This is a genomic window from Kitasatospora sp. NPDC086801 (assembly GCF_044745805.1).
Taxonomy (GTDB): Bacteria; Actinomycetota; Actinomycetes; order Streptomycetales; family Streptomycetaceae; genus Kitasatospora.
In genome coordinates this window covers 41,247-61,926 of record NZ_JBIVAX010000031.1, presented here as the reverse complement: position 1 = coordinate 61,926, position 20,680 = coordinate 41,247, and the positions used below count along the sequence as shown (strand labels likewise).

The window sequence follows — 20,680 nt, the reverse complement described above, 5'->3', positions numbered from 1 at the left end:
AGGCGGCGCCGCTCACGCCAGGGCGACCAGCTCCAGGTAGGAGTCGTGCCACAGGTCCTCGTCGCCGTCCGGGAGGAGCAGGACGCGGTCGGGCCGGAGGGCCTCGATGGCGCCCGGGTCGTGGGTGACCATCACGATCGCGCCCGGGTAGGTGCCGACCGCCGCCAGCACCTCCGCCCGGGAGGCCGGGTCGAGGTTGTTGGTGGGCTCGTCGAGCAGCAGGACGTTGGCGCCGGAGTGAACCAGGCCGGCCAGCGCCAGCCGGGTCTTCTCACCGCCCGAGAGGACCCCGGCCGACTTGTCGGCGTCGTCGCCGCGGAACAGGAACGCGCCGAGGACGTGCCGCAGTTCGCCGTCGCTCAGGTGCGGCGCGGCCTGGGCGAGGTTGTCGCGGACGCTGCGCGCCGGGTCGAGGGTGTCGTGCTCCTGCGCGAAGTAGCCGAGCCGCAGGCCCGGGCCGGGCACCACCCGACCGGTGTCGGGTCTCTCGTGGCCGGCCAGGATGCGCAGCAGGGTGGTCTTGCCGGCGCCGTTCAGGCCCAGCACGACCAGCCGGCTGCCCCGGTCGACGGCCAGGTCGAGGCCGGTGAGCACCGGGCGGCCGGCGTAGGCCTTGGCGAGGCTGATCGCGCCGAGCGGCATCCGGCCGCAGGGGGCGGGTTCGGGCAGCCGGATCCGGGCCGTCCGTTCGGCCTGCCGGGCGGGTTCGAGGTCGGCGAGCATCCGGTCGGCTCGGCGGGCCATGCTGCGGGCGCTGGTGGCGGTGGCGACGTTGGCCCGCATCCGGTCGGCCTGGGCGTGCAGGGAGGCGGCCTTGCGTTCGGCGTTGGCCCGCTCCCGGGTGCGGCGGCGCTCGTCGTCGGCGCGCTGGTCGAGGTAGGTCCGCCAGCCGGTGTTGTGGACGTCGATCGCGGCGCGCTGCGGGTCGAGGTGGAAGACCCGGTTGACGGTGTCGGCGAGCAGGCCGAGGTCGTGGCTGATCAGGACCAGTCCGCCCTGGTGGGCCGCGAGGAAGCCGCGCAGCCAGGCGACGGAGTCGGCGTCGAGGTGGTTGGTGGGTTCGTCGAGCAGCAGGGTGCCGTGGTCGGCGAAGAGGATCCGGGCCAGCTCGACCCGGCGGCGCTGGCCGCCGGAGAGGGTGCCGACCGGGGCGTCCATGACCCGGGCGGGCAGCCCGAGCCCGGCCGCGACCCGGGCGGCCTCGGCCTCGGCCGCGTAGCCGCCCCGGGACTGGAACTCGGCCTCGGCGCGGGCGTAGGCGTCCATCGCCCGGCGCTGGCCGTTCGGGCCGTCGGCCTGCGCCATCGCCTCCTCGGCGGCGCGCAGCGCGCGGACGGCGGTGTCCAGGCCGCGGGCGGACAGGATGCGGTCGGTGACGGTGGCGGCCGGGTCGGCGGCCCGGGAGTCCTGCGGGAGGTAGCCGACGGGGCCGGTGCGGGTGACCGTCCCGGCGGCGGGCGGCAGCTGTCCGGCGAGGGTGGCGAGCAGGGTGGTCTTGCCGGCGCCGTTGCGGCCGACCAGGCCGATCCGGTCGCCGGGGGCGATGTGCAGGGTGATGTCGGACAGCAGGAGGCGGGCGCCGACGCGCAGGTCGACACCACGGGTGGTGATCATGGGATAACGCTCCGAAACAGCGAACGGACACACGGGTGGCGTGGAGGCGGGTCCGTCAGCTAGGAGATTCGGGGCGTAGACATGTAGGCCAGGGTACCGGGGCGGGCGGAGCGTCCGCATCCGCATGACCGGCGGGTGCGCACCACGGCCGCGCGGGTTTCGGCCAGTGGGGCGGGTGTTGGCGCGTGGGGCCCTCTTGCCGGGGTGCGGGCCCCGCGCTTCCATGGGCCGCATGGGTCGACGTGAGCTCGTTCTCTTGACTGATCACAGTTCGACCGAAGGAAGCCGGGACATCCTCGCCGCCGCCGCCAGGGCCCTCACCGGCCGGGCGCCCGTGCTGCTCGACGCCCGGCACTTCATGACCGGAGGGGGCGGCCGGATCCGCCCCGACGACGCGGGCGGGCTGCGGCTGGAGGCGGACGGCCACGGGGTGGCGGCCGGCGCCGTCGTGGTCTACGAGATCCCGCCGCACCGGCGGCGCGACTTCGCGGCCTGTCAGCGGCTGCTGGGTGCGCACGGCGCCCGCTCGCTCGGCACCGACGTGCAGGCCTGGCGGTCGGCCACCGAGAAGGACCTCACGGTGGCCCGCTTCACCCGCGACGGCGTCGCGCACATGCCGACCGTCTCGCTGTCCCGGCCGAGCCCGCGGGCCGCCGCCGAGGCCTTCGACCGGCTCGGCGGCGACGTCTGGGCCCGGCCCTGTGTCGGGATGGGCGGCGACGACGTCTTCCACGTCACCACCCACGCCCAACTCGCCTCCGCCGCAAGGCGCTACGCGCAGGACGGGGCGGACTGGCTGATCGCCCAGGACGCCCGCAACTTCACTCCGGACGGCCGCCGCCACCAGTACCGGGTGGTGGTGCTCGACGGCCGGGTGGTCCGGGTCGTCGAACACCTGCAGGCGGACCCGGACGCCCCCTGCAACGAGAGCCGCGGCGCCGTCTCCGTCCCGCTCGCCGCGGCCGACCTGCCCTCGGGGCTCGCGGACCTGGCGATCCGCGCGGTCGCCTGCCTCGGCCTGCCGCTGGCCGGTGTCGACCTCGCCGCCGAGAGCGGCGGCGTGGTCTTCGAGGTCAACGTCCACCCGGCGTTCGGGCGCGGCGCCCTGGAGCAGGTCGCCGTACCGTACGTGGCCGCGCACCTGGGGCGTGGCTGACGGTTCCCGCCGGGCGCTCGGCGTCCGGGCGCGCCCCTGGCCGGCAGCCTGTGCGGAGCAGGCCGGCTCTCCGCATCCGAGGGCGCCCCCGGCCGGTCAGCTCCGCAGGATGGCGGCGAGGAGCGACGGGCGAAACAGCAGGGTGGGCGGGGCGACCAGCGACATCACCTCGTGGAACGCGGCGGTGACCGCCGGGTCGTGGGCGGCGCCGGCCAGCACCTTGTCGAGGAAGCGGTGCTGGAACGCGAGCAGGGCGCCGGAGGGGCCGCCGGTGGTGGCGGCGAAACGGACGTCCTCGGTGCAGGACATCACCCACGGGTTCTTGGAGGCGGCCGCGATCTCGCGCCGGGCGTCCCGGGCCGTGGCGTGGCCGATGCCGCCGTGGCGCAGGGCGGTGCGGCGCAGCGCCTGGGCGCAGAACAGGGCGACGGTGACGCCCTGCCCGTACACCGGGTTGAAGGTGCTCGCGGCGTCGCCGACCACCACCAGGCCGTCCGGGGCGCTGCGCTCGTAGTGCCGCCGGATGCCGGGGCCGGGGGCGAAGCCGCGCACCTCGCCGGCCGGCTCGGCCTGCTGGAGCGCCTCGCGGATGCTCGGGTCGCGCAGCAGGGCCAGCTGCTTGGTGAACCCGGCCTCGCCGGGCTCGGGTTCGGCGCCGCGCATGCCGGCGACGCTGACGATCCAGCGGTCGCCCTCGACCGGCAGCAGGACGCCCAGGCGGGGCGCGTCGGGGGCCTTGGTCTGCAGGTATATCGCCTTGTAGCCGATGTCGACGCCGGCCGGGCGGTGGAACAGCCGGGAGGAGTACGCGACGCCCGCGTCCACCCGCTCCTCGGGCACCGGGGGGTGGCCCAGCTCCGCCAGCCAGTCCGGCATCGCGGTCGCGCGGCCGGCCGCGTCCACCACCAACTCGGCTGGGATCTCCCGGACTTCGCCGCGCTCGGGCCCGCGGTCGCGGACCTTCACGCCGGTCACCGTGCGGGCCGACCCGAGCAGGCCGACCACGTCGACGCCCTCCAGGAACTCGATCGAGGGCTCGGCGCGGACCCGGTCCAGCACCGCCTTGTCCAGCACCGGCCGGGTGCAGGAGAGGAAGGCGAGCTGCGCCGGGTACTGCGCCATCCACCCCGCCGAGCTGAGCCACTTCAGATCGCCCGAGACGGCGACCCTGGTCGCGCCCGCCTCCGCGAGTTCCTGCTTGATGCCGGGCATCATCTCCTCCAGTGCCCGGTGCCCGGCCTCCAGCACCAGGTGCGCGTGCCGGCCCTGCGGCACTCCGGCCCGGAACGTGGGCTCCGCCGGGTAGCGGTCCCGCTCCACCACCACGATCCGTTCGGCGGACCCGCGCAGGGCCCAGGCCGCCACCGTGCCGGCCAGTCCGCCGCCGATCACCACCGCCGTGCCCCGTCCGGGGACCGTCTCCGAAGAAGTCATGACACGTAGCGTAGTCGGGCGGTGGCGTCCCCGTAGTCGCATCGACGGGACCAACGGGCCGGGCACGGGCGGCCGTTGGCGCCCGGACGCGCCGGGCGCACGACCGGCCCGGAGGCCGTCGCGCGGGGCGCCGGGGGCGGGCGGTGGGGGGCATGCGGGAGCGGGTACTAGACTCGGCGGGAGTTGTGCAGGCGCTTCTTCCGGTGCGCGGGCGCGCGGAGCCGAGGAGGTGAGAGCCGTGGAGTGCAGTAGTCCGGGTCGAAGTCGGCCCCGCCCCCGGTTGTCCCGCAGCATTCGCGGCCCCCGGCGTTCCTCCTCCCGTACGGCTCCCGCGCGGCGCTGACCTCGTCCTCGACGAGGTGCCGCCGGTCGCGCCGTGCGGGTGGTGGCCGGCCGGGCGCCTCCGGCCCGCCGTTCCCGGACGGCGGCCGGGCACCCACCGTGGAGGTACCCCGCCATGTCCGACTGGCGTGTGCGCGCCGTGCGCGCGAGCAAGCGTCCGTTCTCCCGCCCCGCCGGGGGCCCCGGCTCCGCCGACGCGCAGCCGGCGCCCGAGCACTCGATGGATCCGCGGCCCGACCAGCCCGTCGAGCCGGTCGCGCTGGAGCGCTCCGTGGTGGACGCGGCGGTCTACCGGGACGGGCGGCGGATCGACGCACCGGCCAACCTCGCCGACATCTACCGCGAACTGCCCGACCGGCCCGGCGCGATGGCCTGGATCGGCCTGTACCGCCCCGCCGAGGCGCAGCTGCTGGAGGCGGCGGACCGGTTCAACCTGCACGAACTGGCCGTCGAGGACGCCATCGTCGCCCACCAGCGGCCGAAGCTGGAGCGCTACGGCGACACGCTGTTCGTGGTGCTGCGCGCCGCGCGCTACCTGGACGAGGCGGAGGAGGTCGACTTCGGCGAGATCCACCTCTTCGTCGGCCCCGACTTCGTGCTCACCGTCCGCCACTCCCAGGCGCCGGACCTGTCCGCGGTGCGCCGCCGCCTGGAGACGGACCCGGAGCTGCTCGCGCTCGGCCCGGAGGCGGTGCTGTACGCGGTGCTGGACGCCGTGGTGGACGGCTACGCGCCGGTGATCGCCGGGCTCCAGCACGACATCGACGAGATCGAGACCGAGGTGTTCGGCGGCGACCCGCAGGTATCCCGGCGCATCTACGAGCTGTCCCGCGAGGTGATCGAGCTCCAGCGGGCCACCCGGCCGCTGCTGGAGATCATGAAGAGTCTGGAGGCGGGCTTCGGCAAGTACGGCACCGACGACGAGTTGCAGCGCTACCTGCGCGACGTCGCCGACCACGCCACCTACGCCGCCGAGCGGGTGGACGGCTTCCGGCAGATGCTGCAGAACATCCTGACGGTGAACGCGACGCTGGTCTCGCAGCGGCAGAACGAGGAGATGAAGCAGCTCGCCGAGGCCGGGCACGTGCAGAACGACGAGATCAAGAAGATCTCCTCCTGGGCGGCGATCCTCTTCGCGCCGACGCTGATCGGCACCGTCTACGGGATGAACTTCGAGATCATGCCGGAGCTCAAGTGGGCGTTCGGCTACCCGTTCGCGATCGGGCTGATGGCGTTGGTCTGCACCGGGCTGTACGTGGTCTTCAAGCGTCGCAACTGGCTCTGACGGTGGGCCGCGCCCGGCTCGGGCGCGGCGCTCGCGAGCGGCTCAGCCGTGCCGCCGCAAGCCGGCACGGGCCGGCCCGTGCCGGCGCAACCGGCGCCGACCGTACGGCTGTTCGGCCGGCGTCAGGGATTCGTCAGGGCGGCGGCGCGGCGCTTGCCCCGGTCCGCGCCCGCCGGTTGGATGAGGAGCATGAACCGCCCGGCACGACATCACGACCGCCCGCCGCATCCGCGGCCGCCGGTCCACGTCGCCGTGGCCGCCATCGCCGTGCGCTGATCCGCGCCTCCCCGCCGGAGGGCACGGCACGTGCCGCGCCCCGCCCCGTCGCCCGATCGGCGCGGGGTGCGGGCGGGCGCACGAATTCCGCATCTCGTCAGGTCATTTGAGCCCGCACCCCGGCCCGGGCAGGGCCGGTGGTGCCCCGCACCCTGGGAACGGTCATGTCCGAATCCGTCCTGTCCGCTCGTACCGCCCTCGTCACCGGCGCCTCCTCCGGCATCGGCTGGGAGACCGCCCGGCTGCTCGCCGAGCTGGGCGCCACCGTGCTGGTGCACGCCCGGACCACCGGGGAGGCCGAGGCGGCCGTCGCCCGGCTGGTCGACGCCGGCGCCCGCCGGGACCAACTCGTCGAGCTGGCAGCCGACTTCACCCACCTCTCGGAGGTCGCGGTGCTGGCCGGCACGGTCGTCAAGCACTACCCGGCGCTGGACCTGCTGGTCAACAACGCCGCCGCGCTGGCGCCCGAGCGCTGCACGCTGACCGACGACGGCAACGAGGTCTCGCTGCAGGTCAACTTCCTGGCCGCGCACCTGCTGGCCAGGCTGCTGCGGGCGTCGCTCTCGGCCTCCGGCGACGCCCGGATCGTCAACGTCTCGTCCTCGCTGCACCGGACGGCGTCGATGAACTGGTCGGACCCGCACCGGGTGAAGAAGTACTCGCGGGTGGCCGCGTACGCGCAGTCGCAGCTCGCGCTCACCATGGCGACCGCCGACATGGCCCCGGTGGGTTCCGGCATCACCGCCGTCAGCCTCAACCCGGGCCTGTGCGACACGGCGCTGCTGCCGCTGTATGGGCGGGCCGGCGCGCCGGCGGCGGAGGGTGCGGCGGCCGTCGTCCGGCTCTGCCTGCCGGACGCCGCGGTCGCCAACGGCGCCTACTACGACGGCGGTTCGGTGGCGCCGGTGGCGCAGGCCGCCCAGGAGGAGCGCTCGTTGAAGCGCCTGGTCAAGCTGGCGGACCAGTTGGTCGGCCAGGCCGCTTGAAGTCCTTCCCCGGAATCGGAGAGCACGCGATGTCCAAGCGCGCCCGCAAGAAGAGGGCCCGGCGGAAGAACACGGCGAACCGCGGCCGCCGGGCCGGGCAGGGCTGATCCGCCCGCCGCCGCTCACTGCCGCCCACCACCACCGCTGTCCGCCGCCGACCGCCGCGAACCGGCGGACACCGCCGGGCGCCGGGGACGGACGCTAAGGATGCGTCAAGAACGGCGCCCGGCGGTGTCAAGGAGCCGTCAGGAGACGGCTTCCCGCAGGTGGCGCGGCACTAGCGTCGCCCGGCGGAGAGAAACGGTTCTGCTCCGGTTTCAGCAGGAAACCCCGGCGGACCGTGCAACGGGGGAGAGGAACGTGCGGCCATGACCACCTCGGCAGCGGGCACGAAGGCCACCACGGGGGAGACGGCCCGGGAAGCGGAACCCGATACGGCGGGGGAACCGGCCCCAGCCCGGGCCCCGGCGCCGACCACGGCCGCCCCGAGCGCCCTGGCCCGGTTCGGGCAGGGCGTGCGGACGGTCGGCGGCCGTGCCTACTGGACCACCCCGCGCCTGGTCCGCGGCCTCACCGCGCTCAGCCTGGCCGCCCTGATCGGCCTCGGCGCGGCCGCCACCACCGTCCTCGGCGGGGCCCGCGACGGCACCGACACCATCGGCCACCAGGCCGCCCCGCAGGCCACCCGCGCCGCCGACCTCTACTTCGCGCTCAGCGACATGGACGCCCAGGCCGCCAACCTGCTGCTGGTCGGCGCCGACCCCGACTACACGACGCTGCGCAAGCAGACCCTCGACACCTACGAGCAGCGCCGCGCCCAGGCCGACGGCGACCTCCAACAGGCCGCCCAGGCCGCGGCCGCCGACCCGGCCGGCCAGCGCGCCGTCCAGCAGGTGCTCGGCCGGCTCGGCAGCTACGAGGCCCTGGTGGCCCGCGCCCAGCTGCTGGAGGAGCAGGCCAAGGCCCCGGCCGGCCAGCCCTCGCCCGCCGCCCTGGACGCCTACCGCCAGGCCACCGACCTGCTGCGCCAGCAGCTGCTGCCCGCCGCCGACCAGGTCACCGCCGCCAACGAGGCCACCGTCGAACAGGTCTACACCGAGCGCCGCGACGCCCTCGGCAGCGGCTGGTGGTGGCTGCTCGCGGTCGGCCTGCTCACGCTCGCCGCGCTGCTCGGGCTCCAGCGCGTCCTGGCGGTGCGCTACCACCGCGTCGTCAACCCGGCGCTGGCCGGCGTCACGCTGCTCACCGGCGTCGTGCTGGCGATCGGCCTGCACCTGGTGAGCCGCGCCGACGACCACCTGGTGACCGCCAAGAGCAACGCCTACGACTCGGTGATCGCGCTCGGCCGCGCCCGCGCCGTCGCCTTCGACATGAACGCCGACGAGAGCCGCTACCTCACCGACCCGTCCCGCGCGGCCGCCTACGAGCAGAGCTTCCTCGACAAGACCCAGGCGATCGCCCGCCTGGACGGCGCCACCCTCGCCGGCTACAACGCCCAGTTGGCGGCCGCCGCCGCCCGGCACCGCGCCGACCACGCGGCCGTCCCCTTCGGCGGCTACCTCGGCACCGAACTGCACAACATCACCTTCCCCGGCGAGCAGGACGCCGCCGAGCGGGTGCTGGCCGCCTTCCAGCAGTACCAGCAGGACGACCGGAAGATCCGCGGGCTGCGCGACGAGGGCCGGCTCAAGGAGGCGGTGACGCTCAACACCGGCCTGTCCCAGGGGCAGTCCAACTACGACTTCGACCAGCTGAGCACGGCCATCGGGGACACCATCGCGGTCAACGCCACGGCGATGGACGCGGCGGTCGCGGCGACCGACGGCGACCTCGACGCCACCACGGCGGCCCTGGCGGCGGGGGCGCTGGCGGCGGCGCTCGCGCTCACCGCGCTGGGCGTCCGGCCGCGTCTGCGCGAGTACCGGTAGCCGACGGCGCCGACGGCGGCGGGGCCCGGTGGCGGTGTGCGTCGCCACCGGGCCCCGCCGCGGGTCGGACGGCGAGGTCCGGGATCACCCGGATGGCGGGGGCCTGTTGGCGGGCGTCGGCGCTCCGGGCCCCGATCGGAGACGAGCAGGTCGCCCTCGGCGTCCTGGTCCAGCTGGCGCCGGTACTCGGCGTGCGGCCGGACGGCGCCGTCCGGGCCGGCCCACGGGCCCACGGTCCGGCGCGCCGGTGTGCCGGTTTGACAAACGCCCTTGCCGTCCCGGCGAATGGCAGGCATGGCCGACGAAGACTTCGAGAACGTCCTCACCACGGTGGGTCCCCGGCTGCGCGCCCTGCGACGCGAGCGCGGCACCACCCTCGCCAAACTGGCCGCCGCCACCGGGATCTCGCTCAGTACGCTGTCCCGGCTGGAGTCCGGGCAGCGCAAGCCGACCCTGGAACTGCTGCTGCCGCTGGCCCGGGAGTACCGGGTGCCGCTGGACGAACTGGTCGGCGCCCCGGCCACCGGTGACCCCCGGGTCCACCCCCGCCCGGTGACCAGGAACGGCCAGACCATCATCCCGCTCACCCGCCACCTCGGCGGTCTGCACGCCTTCAAGCAGATCATGCCGCCCGGCCGGGGCACCGAGCCCGAGTTGGAGCTGAAGGTGCACGAGGGCTACGAGTGGCTGTACGTCCTGTCCGGCCGGCTGCGGCTGGTGCTCGGGTCGCACGATCTGGTGCTGACGGCCGGTGAGGCCGCCGAGTTCGACACCCGCACCCCGCACGCCTTCGGCAACGCCGGGCCGCAGCCGGTGGAGTTCCTCAGCCTGTTCGGCCCGCAGGGTGAGCGGATCCATGTCAGGGCGCGCCCGGGAACCTCCGTTCGGTAGGTTCGTTCCCTGACAGCGGGGGTTTTCCGTTCGGGTCTCCCGCCAGGCCGTCGGGAGGGGCCGAGAAGATGAGTGTCCAGCAGAGCACGGAGTCCGGCGAGAGCGGTGGAACCGGGGAACGCGGCGCGGTGGGTGCGGCCGAAGTCCCGGGCGCGGAGGGGGCCTTCGGGGCCTCCGGCGGTGGCGCCGGCCGGGCCGGCGGTGGTTCCGGCGGCGGGAGCGGCGGCAGCGGCCCGACCGGTGGGGCCGACGGCCCCGGCGGCGCGGAGCCGGACGCCAAGAGCGGGCGGAAGAAGCGCCCGTTCTGGCAGGAGCTTCCGATTCTGCTGGTGATCGCCCTGCTGCTCTCGCTCGGCATCAAGACCTTCTTCGTCCAGGCCTTCTCGATCCCCTCGGGTTCGATGGAGCAGACCCTGGCGATCGGCGACCGGGTGCTGGTCGACAAGTTGACGCCGTGGTTCGGTGCCGAGCCCGAGCGCGGCGAGGTGGTGGTCTTCCGCGATCCGGGCGGCTGGCTGGAGAGCGTTCCGACGCACGCGGACGGCTCGGTGATGAGCTCGGTCCAGAAGGTGCTGAGCACCGTCGGCCTGATGCCCTCGGCGGACGAGAAGGACCTGATCAAGCGGGTGATCGCGGTCGGCGGGGACACCGTCGAGTGCAAGGCGGGCAGCCCGCTGAAGGTGAACGGCGTCGCACTGGACGAGCCGTACCTGTTCCCCGGTTCGGCGCCCTGCGACCAGGATCCGGTGGGCACCGTCACCGTCCCCAAGGGAAAGCTCTGGGTGATGGGCGACCACCGCAACAACTCGCGGGACTCCCGCCCGCACCACAACGAGACCGGTGACGGCTTCGTGCCGGTGGGGAACGTGATCGGCCGGGCCTTCGTCGTCGCGTGGCCGCTCACGGACTGGTCCACCCTGCCCGTCCCGGACACCTTCGACAAGGTGCCGGCGGGCGCGGCCGCGCCGGTGGAGGCGCCGTCGGCGCCGGACGCGCTCGGGTTGGCCGCCGTCGTGCCGGTCGCCCTGTGGCGCCGCCGCCGTGGCGTGCGCCGGGGTCGCCGCTCAGACGGGTGAGGGCTTCGGCGGAACTCCTCCCGCCCTTCTCTACACGCCTGTAGAGTTTCCGGGGTGAGCTGCACGCCTGGTCGCGAGGCCGCCCGACCGGGGAGGCCGCGCGCCGGAGCCGGGTCGGGAGGCGGAACCGTGGTGGAGAGTCGGCGCAGTCCTGAATCCGTCGGGGAACCGGCAGGCCCGGACGTCCAGTGGGTGTACCAGCCGGTCGAGGTGGATCTCGGCGACGGCACCTGGGCGTCCGGGCGGATCAGCGGCTGGTGGCAGGACTCCGCCGGGCAGCGGTGGTGCCGGTTGCGGGTGAGCCGCAGCGGGCGGCCGGCCGGCTGGGAGCGGTTCGACCCGGCGCGGGTCCTGCTGCTGCCGGTCGCCGGGCTCTGAGGAGGCGTCGGCCGGGACCGGGTCGGCCCGGCCCGGCTTGATGGGAGCCGGCTTGATCGGAGCCGGCCTGGTCGGAACTGGCCTGATGGGAGCCGGCTTGATCGGAACCGGGCCGGTGGATCCGGACGTCCCTCGGGACGGCGATCACGAAACGTTGTCCACACGAGATTCACAAAATATGACGGCATGTGCGATTCTGTGCAGCGCCCCGTGACCCGCCCCATCCGTGTCGGCACTTTGGGGGGCCGGGGACCGCCGACATGCCACTTCAGCGACCGGGGACGACGTGAGTTCCGAGATCTACTTCAGCAGCAACTACCGCGACCTGTGCGAGCAGCACGGCACCGGCGCGGGCTTCCAGTTCGAGTTCTCCTGCTACCGCTGCTCCGACACCTGGCGCTCGTCGTTCGAGGCGTTCACCACCGGCCAGGTGGCGGGCTGGATCGGCAAGGGCGTCAGTGCCGCCTGGAACCTGATCGGCGGCAACGCCAACACCATCAGCAACGCCGCCGACGGCCTGGCCGGCCACACCTGGGGCAACGCCCGCGACGCCGCCTTCCAGCGCGCGATCACCAACGCCCAGGTGCACTTCAACCGCTGCGCCCGCTGCACCCACTACGTCTGCGGCCGCTGCTTCGACCCGGGCCAGGGCCTGTGCCACAACTGCGCCCCGGACACCGCGGCCGAGGCGATGGCGGCGCAGCGGCGCGGCCTCAACGACATGGTGTCCGACCGCTCCTACCAGCAGGGCCAGCAGTCCGGCGCCGAGTTCGACGTGCGGACGCCGCGCCAGCTCGTCTGCCCGCAGTGCTCGGCGGAGACGCACGGCACGCCGTTCTGCCCGGGCTGCGGCCACCGGCTCGCCCAGCCGGCCCAGTGCGGCCAGTGCCACCAGGACATCCCGGAGGGCTCGGCGTTCTGCCCGTCCTGCGGCACCAGGCGCTGAGCCCGTAGACCCCGCGCGGATCACGCGCACCTCGCGACGGCGGGGCGCCCCCGGACCAGGATCCGGAGGCGCCCCGCCGTCGTCGCACGTCCCGTCCGGGTCAGCCGTACGAGACGTTGGCGCACGGGTCGTCGTCGGCCGACCGGGCGGCGTTGGCGACGCTGCTGGGCACCGGCGCCGGGGCGGCCGGGGCCCCGCCGGGCGACCCGGAGGCGGCCGGGCCGGCGGCACCGGCCGGGTTGGCGGCGGCGAAGTCGTGGCCGAGCACCACGCTGACGCCCTTGCCGCCGGCCTGGACGGTGGCGCCGGGGAAGAGCTTCGCGACCGCGTCGGCGGCGGCGCGCTCGCCCGCGCCGTACTCGACGACCGTGGTGGCGCGCGGCTTGCCGGCCGCGTTGCCCACGCTGGTCACGGTGTAGCCGGCGCCCTTGACGGCCTCCGCGGCCTTGCCGCCGAGCCCGGTCGCGCCGGTGCCGTTGAGCACGGCGACCTTCACGTCGGCGGGCTTGGCCTCGCCGCCCTTGGCGTCCGGCACGGGGGCGGTGGTGGTGGTCTCCGCGGCGGGGGTGCCCGGTGCGGCGGAGTCCGTGGCGGTCGGAGCGGTGGCGCTCGCGTCCTGGCCGTCCAGGGTGCGGTCGGCCTTGAGCGCGGCCCAGAGCTGGTCCGCGTCGGGGTGGACCAGGGCGACCCGCGGGCCCTCGTAACGCCACGGCGCCGTCACGAACTTGACGTCGTGCAGGTCGACGTCCTTGAGCGACATGGCGAAGGAGAGCAGCTTGGCCGCCGAGCCGAGGTCGGGGTCGACGGTGAGCGACTTGGTCGCGGCGTCGGCGAGCGGCAGGAGGGTGGTCGGGTCCATGCCGCGGGACTTGACCTCCTTGATGAGCGAGGAGAGGAAGGCCTGCTGACGCTTGGTGCGGCCGATGTCGGAGCCGTCGCCGATGCCGTGCCGCACCCGGACGAAGTCGAGCGCGGACTGCCCCTCCACCTTCTGCTTGCCCTTGGGGAAGACCAGCTTGCCCTTCCTGCCCAGGTTCGGGTTGAGATCGCCCTCGTGGATGTCGTTGGGCAGGCAGACCTCGACGCCGCCGACCGCCTTGGTCATCGAGGCGAAACCGTTGAAGTCCACCACGATGGTGTGGTCGACCCGCAGGTTGGTGAGCTTCTCGACGGCGTTCTGGGTGCAGGCCGGGTTTCCCTGGTCGGTGTCGCCGACCGAGAAGGCGCTGTTGAACATCGCATTGGTCTGCTCCTTGGTCCACTTGCCGTTCGGGAGCTTGCACGACGGGATGGTGACCAGGGAGTCGCGGGGGATGGAGATGCCGACGGCGTGCTTGTGGTCGGCGTAGACGTGCAGCAGGATCGCGGTGTCCGAGCGGGCGCCGCCGTCCCCGCCGCCGCCCAGGTCGCTGTTGCCGTTGCCACGGCTGTCCGAGCCGATCAGCAGGACGTTGACCGGGGTGCGGCCCTGGCCGTCGGGCGCCGCGGCGGCCGGGCGGTCCTTGCTGAGGGCGTCGCCGTCGAAGGTGGTGAGGTTGCTGTTCAGGCGGTAGTAGACGGCGCAGCCGCCGAGGACGAGGAGGGCGGTGCAGCCGGCCGTCGCCCAGAGCACCTTCTCCTTGGTGCTGCGCTTGGCCTTCGGTTTGGCCCGGCTCGCGCGGCTCGCTCGACCGGCCTGGCCGCCGTCCGCCGCGCGGCCCTCCGCGGTGCGCTCCGCGGTGCGCTCCTCGGATATGCGCTCCTCGGATATGCGGCCCTCGGGTATGCGGCCCTCCGACGAGCCGCCGGCTGCCCGGCGCGGCGATTTTCCGGCTCCGGGGGAACCCCTGCGACCAGACACGTCGTCATCCTCCACAGTTGCCACGAATCCCCCGTCGGACCGGCGGGCGTGCGTGACCGGGGCCGGCGCCGATCCGGGCAGGCCCGTCGCTAAACTTTTACACCGCTGTAAAAACTCAGTGGAGCATACTAGGCGCAGATGAGAAAACCACCTGGTCAGACCAACGGATCCGGTCGGTCAGGCTCCTCCGCGCTGCTCAGAACCCGTACGAGGAGCACGATGACTCACCGGATCGCACGTTCGATAGCCGGTGCCCTGGTGGCACTGTTGGCCGCCGTCGGCCTCACCGCCGCGGCGTCGAGCGCGACGGCGATGGCCGCACCCCGGCCCGTCGCGGCCGCCGCCACCACCGTCTCGGTCACCGGCTCCGGCCCGGCCGCCCCGGCGGCGGGCCCGGCCGTCTCCGCCGGCACCCGGAGCGATCAGACCGCACCGGCCGCCCACCTCGCGGCCAAGGACCAGAAGAAGAAGTCGGGCTTCTTCGCCAAGCTCGGCAAGTTCCTGATCGTCGTGATCATCCTGATCATCCTGTTCTTCGTGCTGCTGATCGTCGGCATTGTCTACGCGGCGAAGCGGATCTTCGGCCGCCGCAAGTGAGCCGTGGTGGCCCGCCCCGGCGCCGCAGCCGCGCCGGGGCGGGCCACCCGGGCGCGATTGGCCCTGGGCACGGCGAACGGCCGGACCGAGGATGGGCCGCATGAGCGACTACCCCGGCCACCGGACTCCCGACGGCCACCGGACTCCCGACGGTCACCAGGCCTCTGACGGTCACCCCGTCCCCGACGGCCGCCGGGCCCGTGACGGCCACCGGAGCCGCGACGACGGCCACCGGGCCCCCGACGCGCTGCGCCCCGAGAGCCGGATCGTCCACCCGCCCCTCGCGGACACCACCGGCAGCCGTCCGATGGGCGTGCCGCTGCACCAGAGCCACCTCTTCGCCTTCGACACCAGCGACGCGCTCACCCAGGCCTTCAGCGGCCCGGGCGGGGCCTTCTTCTACAACCGCTACGGCAACCCGACCGTCCGCTCGCTGGAGACGGCGGTGGCCGACCTCGAAGGCGGCGCCGGCGCGATCGCCACCGCCTCCGGCATGGGCGCGATCAACACCGTCCTGCTCGCCCTGCTGCGCTCCGGCGACCACGTGATCGCCCAACGGAGCCTGTACGGCGGGACCTTCGCCATGCTCGCCGACCTCGCCGAGCGCTGGGACGTGGAGGTCACCCACGTCGGGGGCGACGACCCGGCCGAGGTCGAGGCGGCCCTGCGGCCCAACACCCGGCTGCTGCACCTGGAGACCATCTCCAACCCCACCACCAGGGTCACCGACCTGCCCGGGCTGATCGGCGTCGCCAAGCGGGCCGGGGTGGTCAGCGTCGTCGACAACACCTTCGCGACGCCCCTGCTCTGCCGGCCGATCGAGTACGGCGCGGACGTCGTCGTCCACTCGGCCACCAAGTACCTCGGCGGGCACTCGGACGTCCTGGCCGGCGTCGCCGTCCTCGCGGACGCCGAACTGCACCGCGAGGTCTGGCACTACGCCGTCGAACTCGGCGCCGCCGCCGACCCGTTCGCCGCCTGGCTGACCCTGCGCGGCCTCCAGACCCTCGCCCTGCGGGTCCGCCGGCACTGCGAGACCGCCCTCGACCTGGCCGGCCGCCTCGCCGCCCACCCCGCGGTCGGCGCCGTCCACTACCCGGGCCTGCCCGGTCACCCCGACCACGACCTCGCCCGCCGACTCCTTCCCGACGGCCACGGCGGCGTCCTGGCCTTCGACCTCGTCGGCGGCCGCGAGGCGGCCCGCACCTTCACCGAGTCCGTCCGCCTGGCCGCTCTCGCCCCCTCCCTCGGCGGCGTCCACACCCTCGTGCTCCACCCGGCCAGCACCTCCCACCGCCAGCTCGACGACGCCGAGCTGGCCGCCGCCGGGATCGGCCCGGGGACAGTGCGGGTGTCGGTGGGCATCGAGCACCCCGAGGACCTGTGGGCGGACGTGGAGGGTGCTCTGGCGAAGGTGTGACAGCCGCCCGCCCGGCCCCGCAGGCCCCTGGTGTCGGTCGGCGGCGCCTGGTCAGCGGGGTTTGGGGCGGGCGGCGAGGAGGGCGATGTCGTCCTCGGCGGTGGTGCCGTGGGGCGGGGGGCCGGACGCGGCGAGGGCGTGCAGGACGGCGTCGAGGAGGTCGTCGAGGTCGCCGGTGGCGGGCAGGCGGAGGGCGGCGAGGCGGGCGAGGGAGGCGTCGATGTCCTCGCCGCGGCGCTCGACCAGGCCGTCGGTGTAGAGCAGCAGGGTCTGGCCGGGGAGCAGGGGGCGGGTGGTCTGCTCGTAGCTGCCGAGGCCGGTGCCGAGGGGCGGGCCGGTGGGGACGTGCAGGAGTTCGGTGGGGCGGTCGGGGGTGATGAGGGCGGGGGTGGCAGGTGGCCCGCGCTGGAGAGCGTCCAGCGGCCGCGGCCGGGGTCGGCGAGGACCAGCAGGCAGGTGGCGGGCCGGGCGGTGTCGTCGGCGGAGATGACGTTGTCGAGCTGGCGCAGGATCCGGTGGGGAGGCAGGTCCATGCTGGCGACGTCGCGCAGGATCGCGCGGTAGTGGCTCATGTCGACGGCGGCCTCGACACCGTGCCCCATGACGTCGCCCATCGCGAGCAGGGTGCGGCCGAACGGCAGCCGGACCGTCTCGTACCAGTCGCCGCCGACCACCGAGCTGCTGCGTGAGGGCGGCGCGGCACGCCCACGAGTGGGCGAAAGCTTGACCGTCCGGAGGCCGGGTCGTAGCCCGTGCCGGACTGTATTTGCGTGCGCGTACACGCAAATGTATGGTGCGTGCACACGCACACACCTTCCCTGGGGGACGCCCGGGGAGACCCGAGGAGAGACTTCCATGGACACCCACGCGGGCACCGGCATGGACACCGGCGCCACCCCGATCGTCCTCATCACCGGCACCTCCTCCGGGATCGGCCTCGCCGCCGCCGTGGCCGCCGCCCGCGCCGGGTACGGCGTCGTCGCCACCATGCGCGACACCGGACGGGCCGAGGCCCTGCGGCGCGCCGCCGCCGAGGCGGGCGTCGACGGGCGGATCGAGGTCGAGCGGCTGGACGTCACCGACCCGGCCTCCGTCGCCGCCTGCCTGGAGACCGTCCTCGCCCGGCACGGCCGGCTCGACGCGGTGGTCAACAACGCGGGCGCCGGACACGTCGGCACGATCGAGCAGGACGGGACGGCGCCGGTGCGGGCCGCCATGGAGGTGAACTTCTTCGGCGTGGTCGAGGTCACCCGGGCCGCGCTGCCGCACCTGCGGGCCACCGGCGGCCGGGTCGTCACCGTGACCAGTGTCGGCGGCGTGGTCGGACAGCCCTTCAACGAGGCGTACTGCGCCGCCAAGTTCGCCGTCGAGGGCTTCATGGAGTCGCTGGCGCCGGTCGCCGCCACCGTCGGCGTGCACGTCACCGTCGTCGAACCGGGCGCCGTCGCCAGCGAGTTCATCGGCAACCAGGACCTCGACCTGGCCGCGTTGACCGCCGCGGCCGGTCCGTACGCCCCCGCCCTCCAGGCCTACGTCGACCGCACGCTGAAGGCCTTCGGCCAGGCCCAGACCCCGGAGCAGACGGCCGCCCCGATCGTCGCGGCCCTCACCGCCGAGCGCCCGCCGCTGCGGGTGCAGACCTCCGAGGCGGCCCGGGCCTTCGTCGGCACCAAGCTGGCCGATCTGGACGGCTCGGCGGTGCGGCGGATGACGGGCGGCTGGGTGGCCTGACGGGCCGACGGTCGCGCTCGGGGCGACACGGGGCCGGCCGCCGTGGTGGGAACGGAATGATCACCGGTCATACTTGGGCGGCGGTGCCCGACACCGGACGCCGCGGGCCGTGCCGGCACCGCCCGGCGCAGCCCGCCCCGCCAGTCGCCCCGTCAACCGTCCCGTCAACCGCCCCGCCAGCCGCCCCGCCCAGACCGGAGGAACCGATGAGCAGCCACCTGCCGACCCACCGCCCGGCGGCCGGGGCCCCGGCAGTGCCGTGGAACCGGCAGCGGCTGCGCAGCAACAACGAATGGCTGCTGCTCGAACTGCTGCGCACCGGCGGCGGCTCCTCGCGCGCCCAACTCGCCCGGGACACCGGCCTGTCCAAGCCCACCGTCTCCGCCGCCCTGGCCGCGCTGGAGCAGGCCGGGCTGGTCCGCGAGGCCGGCCGGCTGGCCCCCGAACGCGGCCGCACCGCCGTGCTGTACGAGGTCGACCCGGTCGCCGGGCACGTGCTCGGCGTGGACATCGGCCGGGCCAGGCTGCGGGTCGCCGTCGCGGACCTCGCCGGGACGGTCGTCGCCCGCCGGGACGTGGCCAACCGGGGCCGCTCGGCGAACGCCGTCGCCGACGCCGTGGTCGCCGCCGCCCACGAGGCCACCGCCGAAGCGGGCCTGGCCGCCGCCGACATCGTGCACGCGGTGATCGGCACGCCGGGCGTGTGGGACGACCAGCGGCGCGGCGTCCGCTACGCCACCAGCCTGCCCGGCTGGGGCCGGCCCGGCCTGTTCGACCGGATCGGGGAGGGGCTGGGGACGGCCGTCACCGTCGCCAACGACGCCAACCTGGCCGCGCTCGGCGAGTACACGCTCGGCGCCGGCCGGGGCAGCCGGATGTTCGCCTACCTCCTGGTCGGCACCGGCCTGGGCGTCGGCGTGGTCAAGGACGGCGAACTGCTGCTCGGCGCGCACGGCGCGTTGGGCGAGATCGGCCTGGTGCCGCTGCCCGCCCGCCCCGGCGAGCCTCCGGCGACCATCGAGCAGGAGGCCGCTGCGGACGCCGTGGTGCGCACCGCCCAGGACCTCGGGCTGGGCGGCGCGCCCACGGCCAAGCAGGTCTTCGAACGGGCCCGGGCCGGTGATCCGGCGGCGGTGCGGGCCGTCGACCGCGAGGCCGGGCAACTCGCCTATGCCGTCGCCGTGTTGTCCGCCGTGCTGGACCCCGACCTGGTGGTCCTCGGCGGCGGCATCGGCAACAGCGCGGACCTGCTCCTGGAGCCGCTGGAGCAGGCCCTGCACCGGATTGCCCCGATGCGGCCGACGCTCGCGCCGAGCCTGCTGGGGGAGGAGGCGGTCCTCCTCGGCGCGGTCGCCACCGCCCTGGAGACCGCGCGCCCCGAGGTGTTCGAACGCCGGACGGCGGGGCTGCCCTAAGGGCCGCCCGCGGATCGGCTGGTGGATCGGCTGGTGGATCGGCCGGTGGCTCGGTCGGGCTCAGCGAGTGGTTCAGCGGCCCCGGCTCTGCGGGTGGCTCAGCCGGTGGCCAGGGTGAGGCCGTAGGCGCTCAGGATCGGGTTGACGGGCTGGAAGTAGGTCTCGCCGCCCGAGGTGCAGTCGCCGGAGCCGCCGGAGGTGACGCCCTGGGCCTGGTCGCCGGAGATGAACGACCCGCCGGAGTCACCGGGTTCGGCGCACACGCTGGTGCGGGTGACGCCGTAGACGCTGCCCTCCTGATAGGTGACGGTGGCGTTGACCTCCTCGACGGTGCCGCAGTGCCAGCCGGTCGTGGAGCCGGAGCGGCAGACCGAGGACCCGACGGGCTGCTCGGTCGATCCGGCGACCGTCACCGCGCCGCCCGCGTAGTCGTTCACCTGCGGCTGCGCCGTCCAGCCCGGGCCGGCCTGCACCCAGGAGTAGTCGTTGCCGGGGAAGATCGAGCCCTGGAAGGTGCCGATCGAACTGCCGTCGGAGGCCGTCGCGTTGGAGCCGGGCTGCCCGCAGTGGCCGGCGCTGACGAAGCCGGGCCGGCCGTTCTGGGTGACGGGGAAGCCGATCGAACAGCGGGCGGCGTTGTCGATGTAGTACGCGTTGCCGCCGTGCAGGTCGGCGAGCGGCCGGGGCGTGACGGTGGCCCGCTCGACCCGGACCAGCGCGCGGTCCACCCCGGAGCGGCGCAGGAAGTCCTCGGTCCGGGCGGTGTCGGAGGACCGGACCACGACGGCGTTGGTGCGGACGTCCACGGACCAGAGCGGCGTGGCGGCGGGCGTGGCGGTCCGGGCCGCCCGGTCGAGTGCGGCCTTCGCCCGGTCGAGGTCGGCCAGGGCGTTGCGGACGACGGTGGCCCGGCCGCCGTGCGCGGTGATGGTCCGGGCGGCGGAGGCGTCCGTGGTGGCGACCACCAGGGTGGCGTCCGGCCCCTCGACCCAGGCCCCGGCCCAGCGGGCGCCCAGCACGCCGGCGAGCGCGGTCCGGACCTGGGCGGCCCTGCTCTCCCCGGCCAGCCGGTCGGCGGCGGCCTGCGGGGAGAGGCCGAGGTCGCGCCGGAGCGCGGGGAGCAGCGCGGCCGGGACCGGGGCGGTGCGGGCCGTGGGGGCGGCGAGGGCGGCGGCTATGGACGGGTTGTCAGCGGGCGCGCCGACGGCGGGGGCGGCGGTCAGGGCGACGCCCGCGAGCGCGGTGGCGACCGCGAGCACACGGATGCGGAGCATGGGGGGTCTCCTCGTTCGGCGTGGGGGTTGCCGGAACGGTAGCGATCCGCGTGCAATGCCAGGAACATGCCGGATTCCCCTGCACTCCGGC

The 20,680-nt window shown here is 74.8% G+C and carries 17 protein-coding genes and 1 pseudogene; 12 read left to right on the top strand and 6 right to left on the bottom strand.

The features are described from left to right. Positions 1–12: 12 nt before the first annotated feature. Positions 13–1,614, bottom strand: a complete 1,602-nt coding sequence (locus ACIPLC_RS27245; RefSeq protein WP_400475648.1) for an ABC-F family ATP-binding cassette domain-containing protein — start codon at positions 1,612–1,614, stop codon at positions 13–15. A 256-nt stretch (positions 1,615–1,870) separates the two neighbouring features. On the opposite strand from ACIPLC_RS27245, the gene ACIPLC_RS27240 reads away from it, so the two are divergent. Further along, positions 1,871–2,770, top strand: a complete 900-nt coding sequence (locus ACIPLC_RS27240) for a RimK family alpha-L-glutamate ligase (RefSeq protein ID WP_400475647.1) — start codon at positions 1,871–1,873, stop codon at positions 2,768–2,770. Positions 2,771–2,866: 96 nt separating this feature from the next. On the opposite strand, the gene ACIPLC_RS27235 is transcribed toward ACIPLC_RS27240, so the two are convergent. Further along, positions 2,867–4,204: an FAD-dependent oxidoreductase gene (locus ACIPLC_RS27235; RefSeq protein ID WP_400475646.1), complete on the bottom strand. Its 1,338-nt coding sequence runs from the start codon at positions 4,202–4,204 to the stop codon at positions 2,867–2,869. Between the two features lie 457 nt (positions 4,205–4,661). Between ACIPLC_RS27235 and ACIPLC_RS27230 the strand changes: the two genes are divergently transcribed. The 7 genes from ACIPLC_RS27230 (at position 4,662) to ACIPLC_RS27200 (ending at position 12,312) form a co-directional block, all read left to right on the top strand. Continuing rightward, complete coding sequence (locus ACIPLC_RS27230; RefSeq protein WP_400475645.1) at positions 4,662–5,831, top strand: magnesium and cobalt transport protein CorA; 1,170 nt, start codon at positions 4,662–4,664, stop codon at positions 5,829–5,831. A gap of 440 nt (positions 5,832–6,271) precedes the next feature. After that, complete coding sequence (locus ACIPLC_RS27225; RefSeq protein WP_400475644.1) at positions 6,272–7,093, top strand: SDR family NAD(P)-dependent oxidoreductase; 822 nt, start codon at positions 6,272–6,274, stop codon at positions 7,091–7,093. 368 nt (positions 7,094–7,461) lie between these two features. Next, a complete protein-coding gene (locus tag ACIPLC_RS27220; protein WP_400475643.1) occupies positions 7,462–9,021 on the top strand; it encodes a hypothetical protein in 1,560 nt (519 codons plus the stop codon). 294 nt (positions 9,022–9,315) lie between these two features. Further along, positions 9,316–9,912: a helix-turn-helix domain-containing protein gene (locus tag ACIPLC_RS27215; protein WP_400475642.1), complete on the top strand. Its 597-nt coding sequence runs from the start codon at positions 9,316–9,318 to the stop codon at positions 9,910–9,912. 68 nt (positions 9,913–9,980) lie between these two features. Then, complete coding sequence (lepB, locus tag ACIPLC_RS27210) at positions 9,981–10,988, top strand: signal peptidase I (protein ID WP_400475641.1); 1,008 nt, start codon at positions 9,981–9,983, stop codon at positions 10,986–10,988. Positions 10,989–11,117: 129 nt separating this feature from the next. Next, on the top strand, positions 11,118–11,366 hold the full coding sequence (locus tag ACIPLC_RS27205; protein ID WP_400475640.1) for a hypothetical protein: 249 nt from the start codon (positions 11,118–11,120) through the stop codon (positions 11,364–11,366). A gap of 286 nt (positions 11,367–11,652) precedes the next feature. Further along, the gene (locus ACIPLC_RS27200; protein WP_400475639.1) at positions 11,653–12,312 is read left to right on the top strand and encodes a zinc ribbon domain-containing protein; all 660 of its coding nucleotides are present in this window, start codon (positions 11,653–11,655) and stop codon (positions 12,310–12,312) included. A 100-nt stretch (positions 12,313–12,412) separates the two neighbouring features. Here ACIPLC_RS27200 and ACIPLC_RS27195 read toward each other — a convergent pair whose 3' ends face one another. After that, a complete protein-coding gene (locus ACIPLC_RS27195) occupies positions 12,413–14,152 on the bottom strand; it encodes an LCP family protein (protein ID WP_400475638.1) in 1,740 nt (579 codons plus the stop codon). Between the two features lie 219 nt (positions 14,153–14,371). On the opposite strand from ACIPLC_RS27195, the gene ACIPLC_RS27190 reads away from it, so the two are divergent. Both ACIPLC_RS27190 and ACIPLC_RS27185 read left to right on the top strand, forming a co-directional pair. Continuing rightward, a complete protein-coding gene (locus tag ACIPLC_RS27190) occupies positions 14,372–14,749 on the top strand; it encodes a hypothetical protein (protein WP_400475637.1) in 378 nt (125 codons plus the stop codon). Between the two features lie 100 nt (positions 14,750–14,849). Further along, positions 14,850–16,169: a trans-sulfuration enzyme family protein gene (locus ACIPLC_RS27185; RefSeq protein WP_400475636.1), complete on the top strand. Its 1,320-nt coding sequence runs from the start codon at positions 14,850–14,852 to the stop codon at positions 16,167–16,169. A 51-nt stretch (positions 16,170–16,220) separates the two neighbouring features. Here the strand turns inward: ACIPLC_RS27185 and ACIPLC_RS27180 are convergent, their stop codons facing one another. Together ACIPLC_RS27180 and ACIPLC_RS27175 are read right to left on the bottom strand one after the other, a co-directional pair. Then, positions 16,221–16,520 carry a SpoIIE family protein phosphatase gene (locus tag ACIPLC_RS27180; RefSeq protein WP_400475670.1) on the bottom strand — a complete coding sequence of 100 codons (300 nt, stop codon included), beginning with the start codon at positions 16,518–16,520 and terminating at the stop codon, positions 16,221–16,223. 98 nt (positions 16,521–16,618) lie between these two features. After that, positions 16,619–16,741 (bottom strand): annotated as a pseudogene (locus ACIPLC_RS27175) (protein phosphatase); the annotation flags it as partial. Positions 16,742–17,048: 307 nt separating this feature from the next. On the opposite strand from ACIPLC_RS27175, the gene ACIPLC_RS27170 reads away from it, so the two are divergent. Both ACIPLC_RS27170 and ACIPLC_RS27165 read left to right on the top strand, forming a co-directional pair. Then, entirely contained in the window at positions 17,049–17,900 is an 852-nt protein-coding gene (locus tag ACIPLC_RS27170) for an SDR family NAD(P)-dependent oxidoreductase (protein ID WP_400475669.1), read from the top strand. 206 nt (positions 17,901–18,106) lie between these two features. Next, positions 18,107–19,315 carry an ROK family protein gene (locus tag ACIPLC_RS27165; RefSeq protein ID WP_400475635.1) on the top strand — a complete coding sequence of 403 codons (1,209 nt, stop codon included), beginning with the start codon at positions 18,107–18,109 and terminating at the stop codon, positions 19,313–19,315. A gap of 98 nt (positions 19,316–19,413) precedes the next feature. Here the strand turns inward: ACIPLC_RS27165 and ACIPLC_RS27160 are convergent, their stop codons facing one another. Further along, a complete protein-coding gene (locus ACIPLC_RS27160) occupies positions 19,414–20,589 on the bottom strand; it encodes a S1 family peptidase (protein WP_400475634.1) in 1,176 nt (391 codons plus the stop codon). Positions 20,590–20,680: the final 91 nt, after the last annotated feature.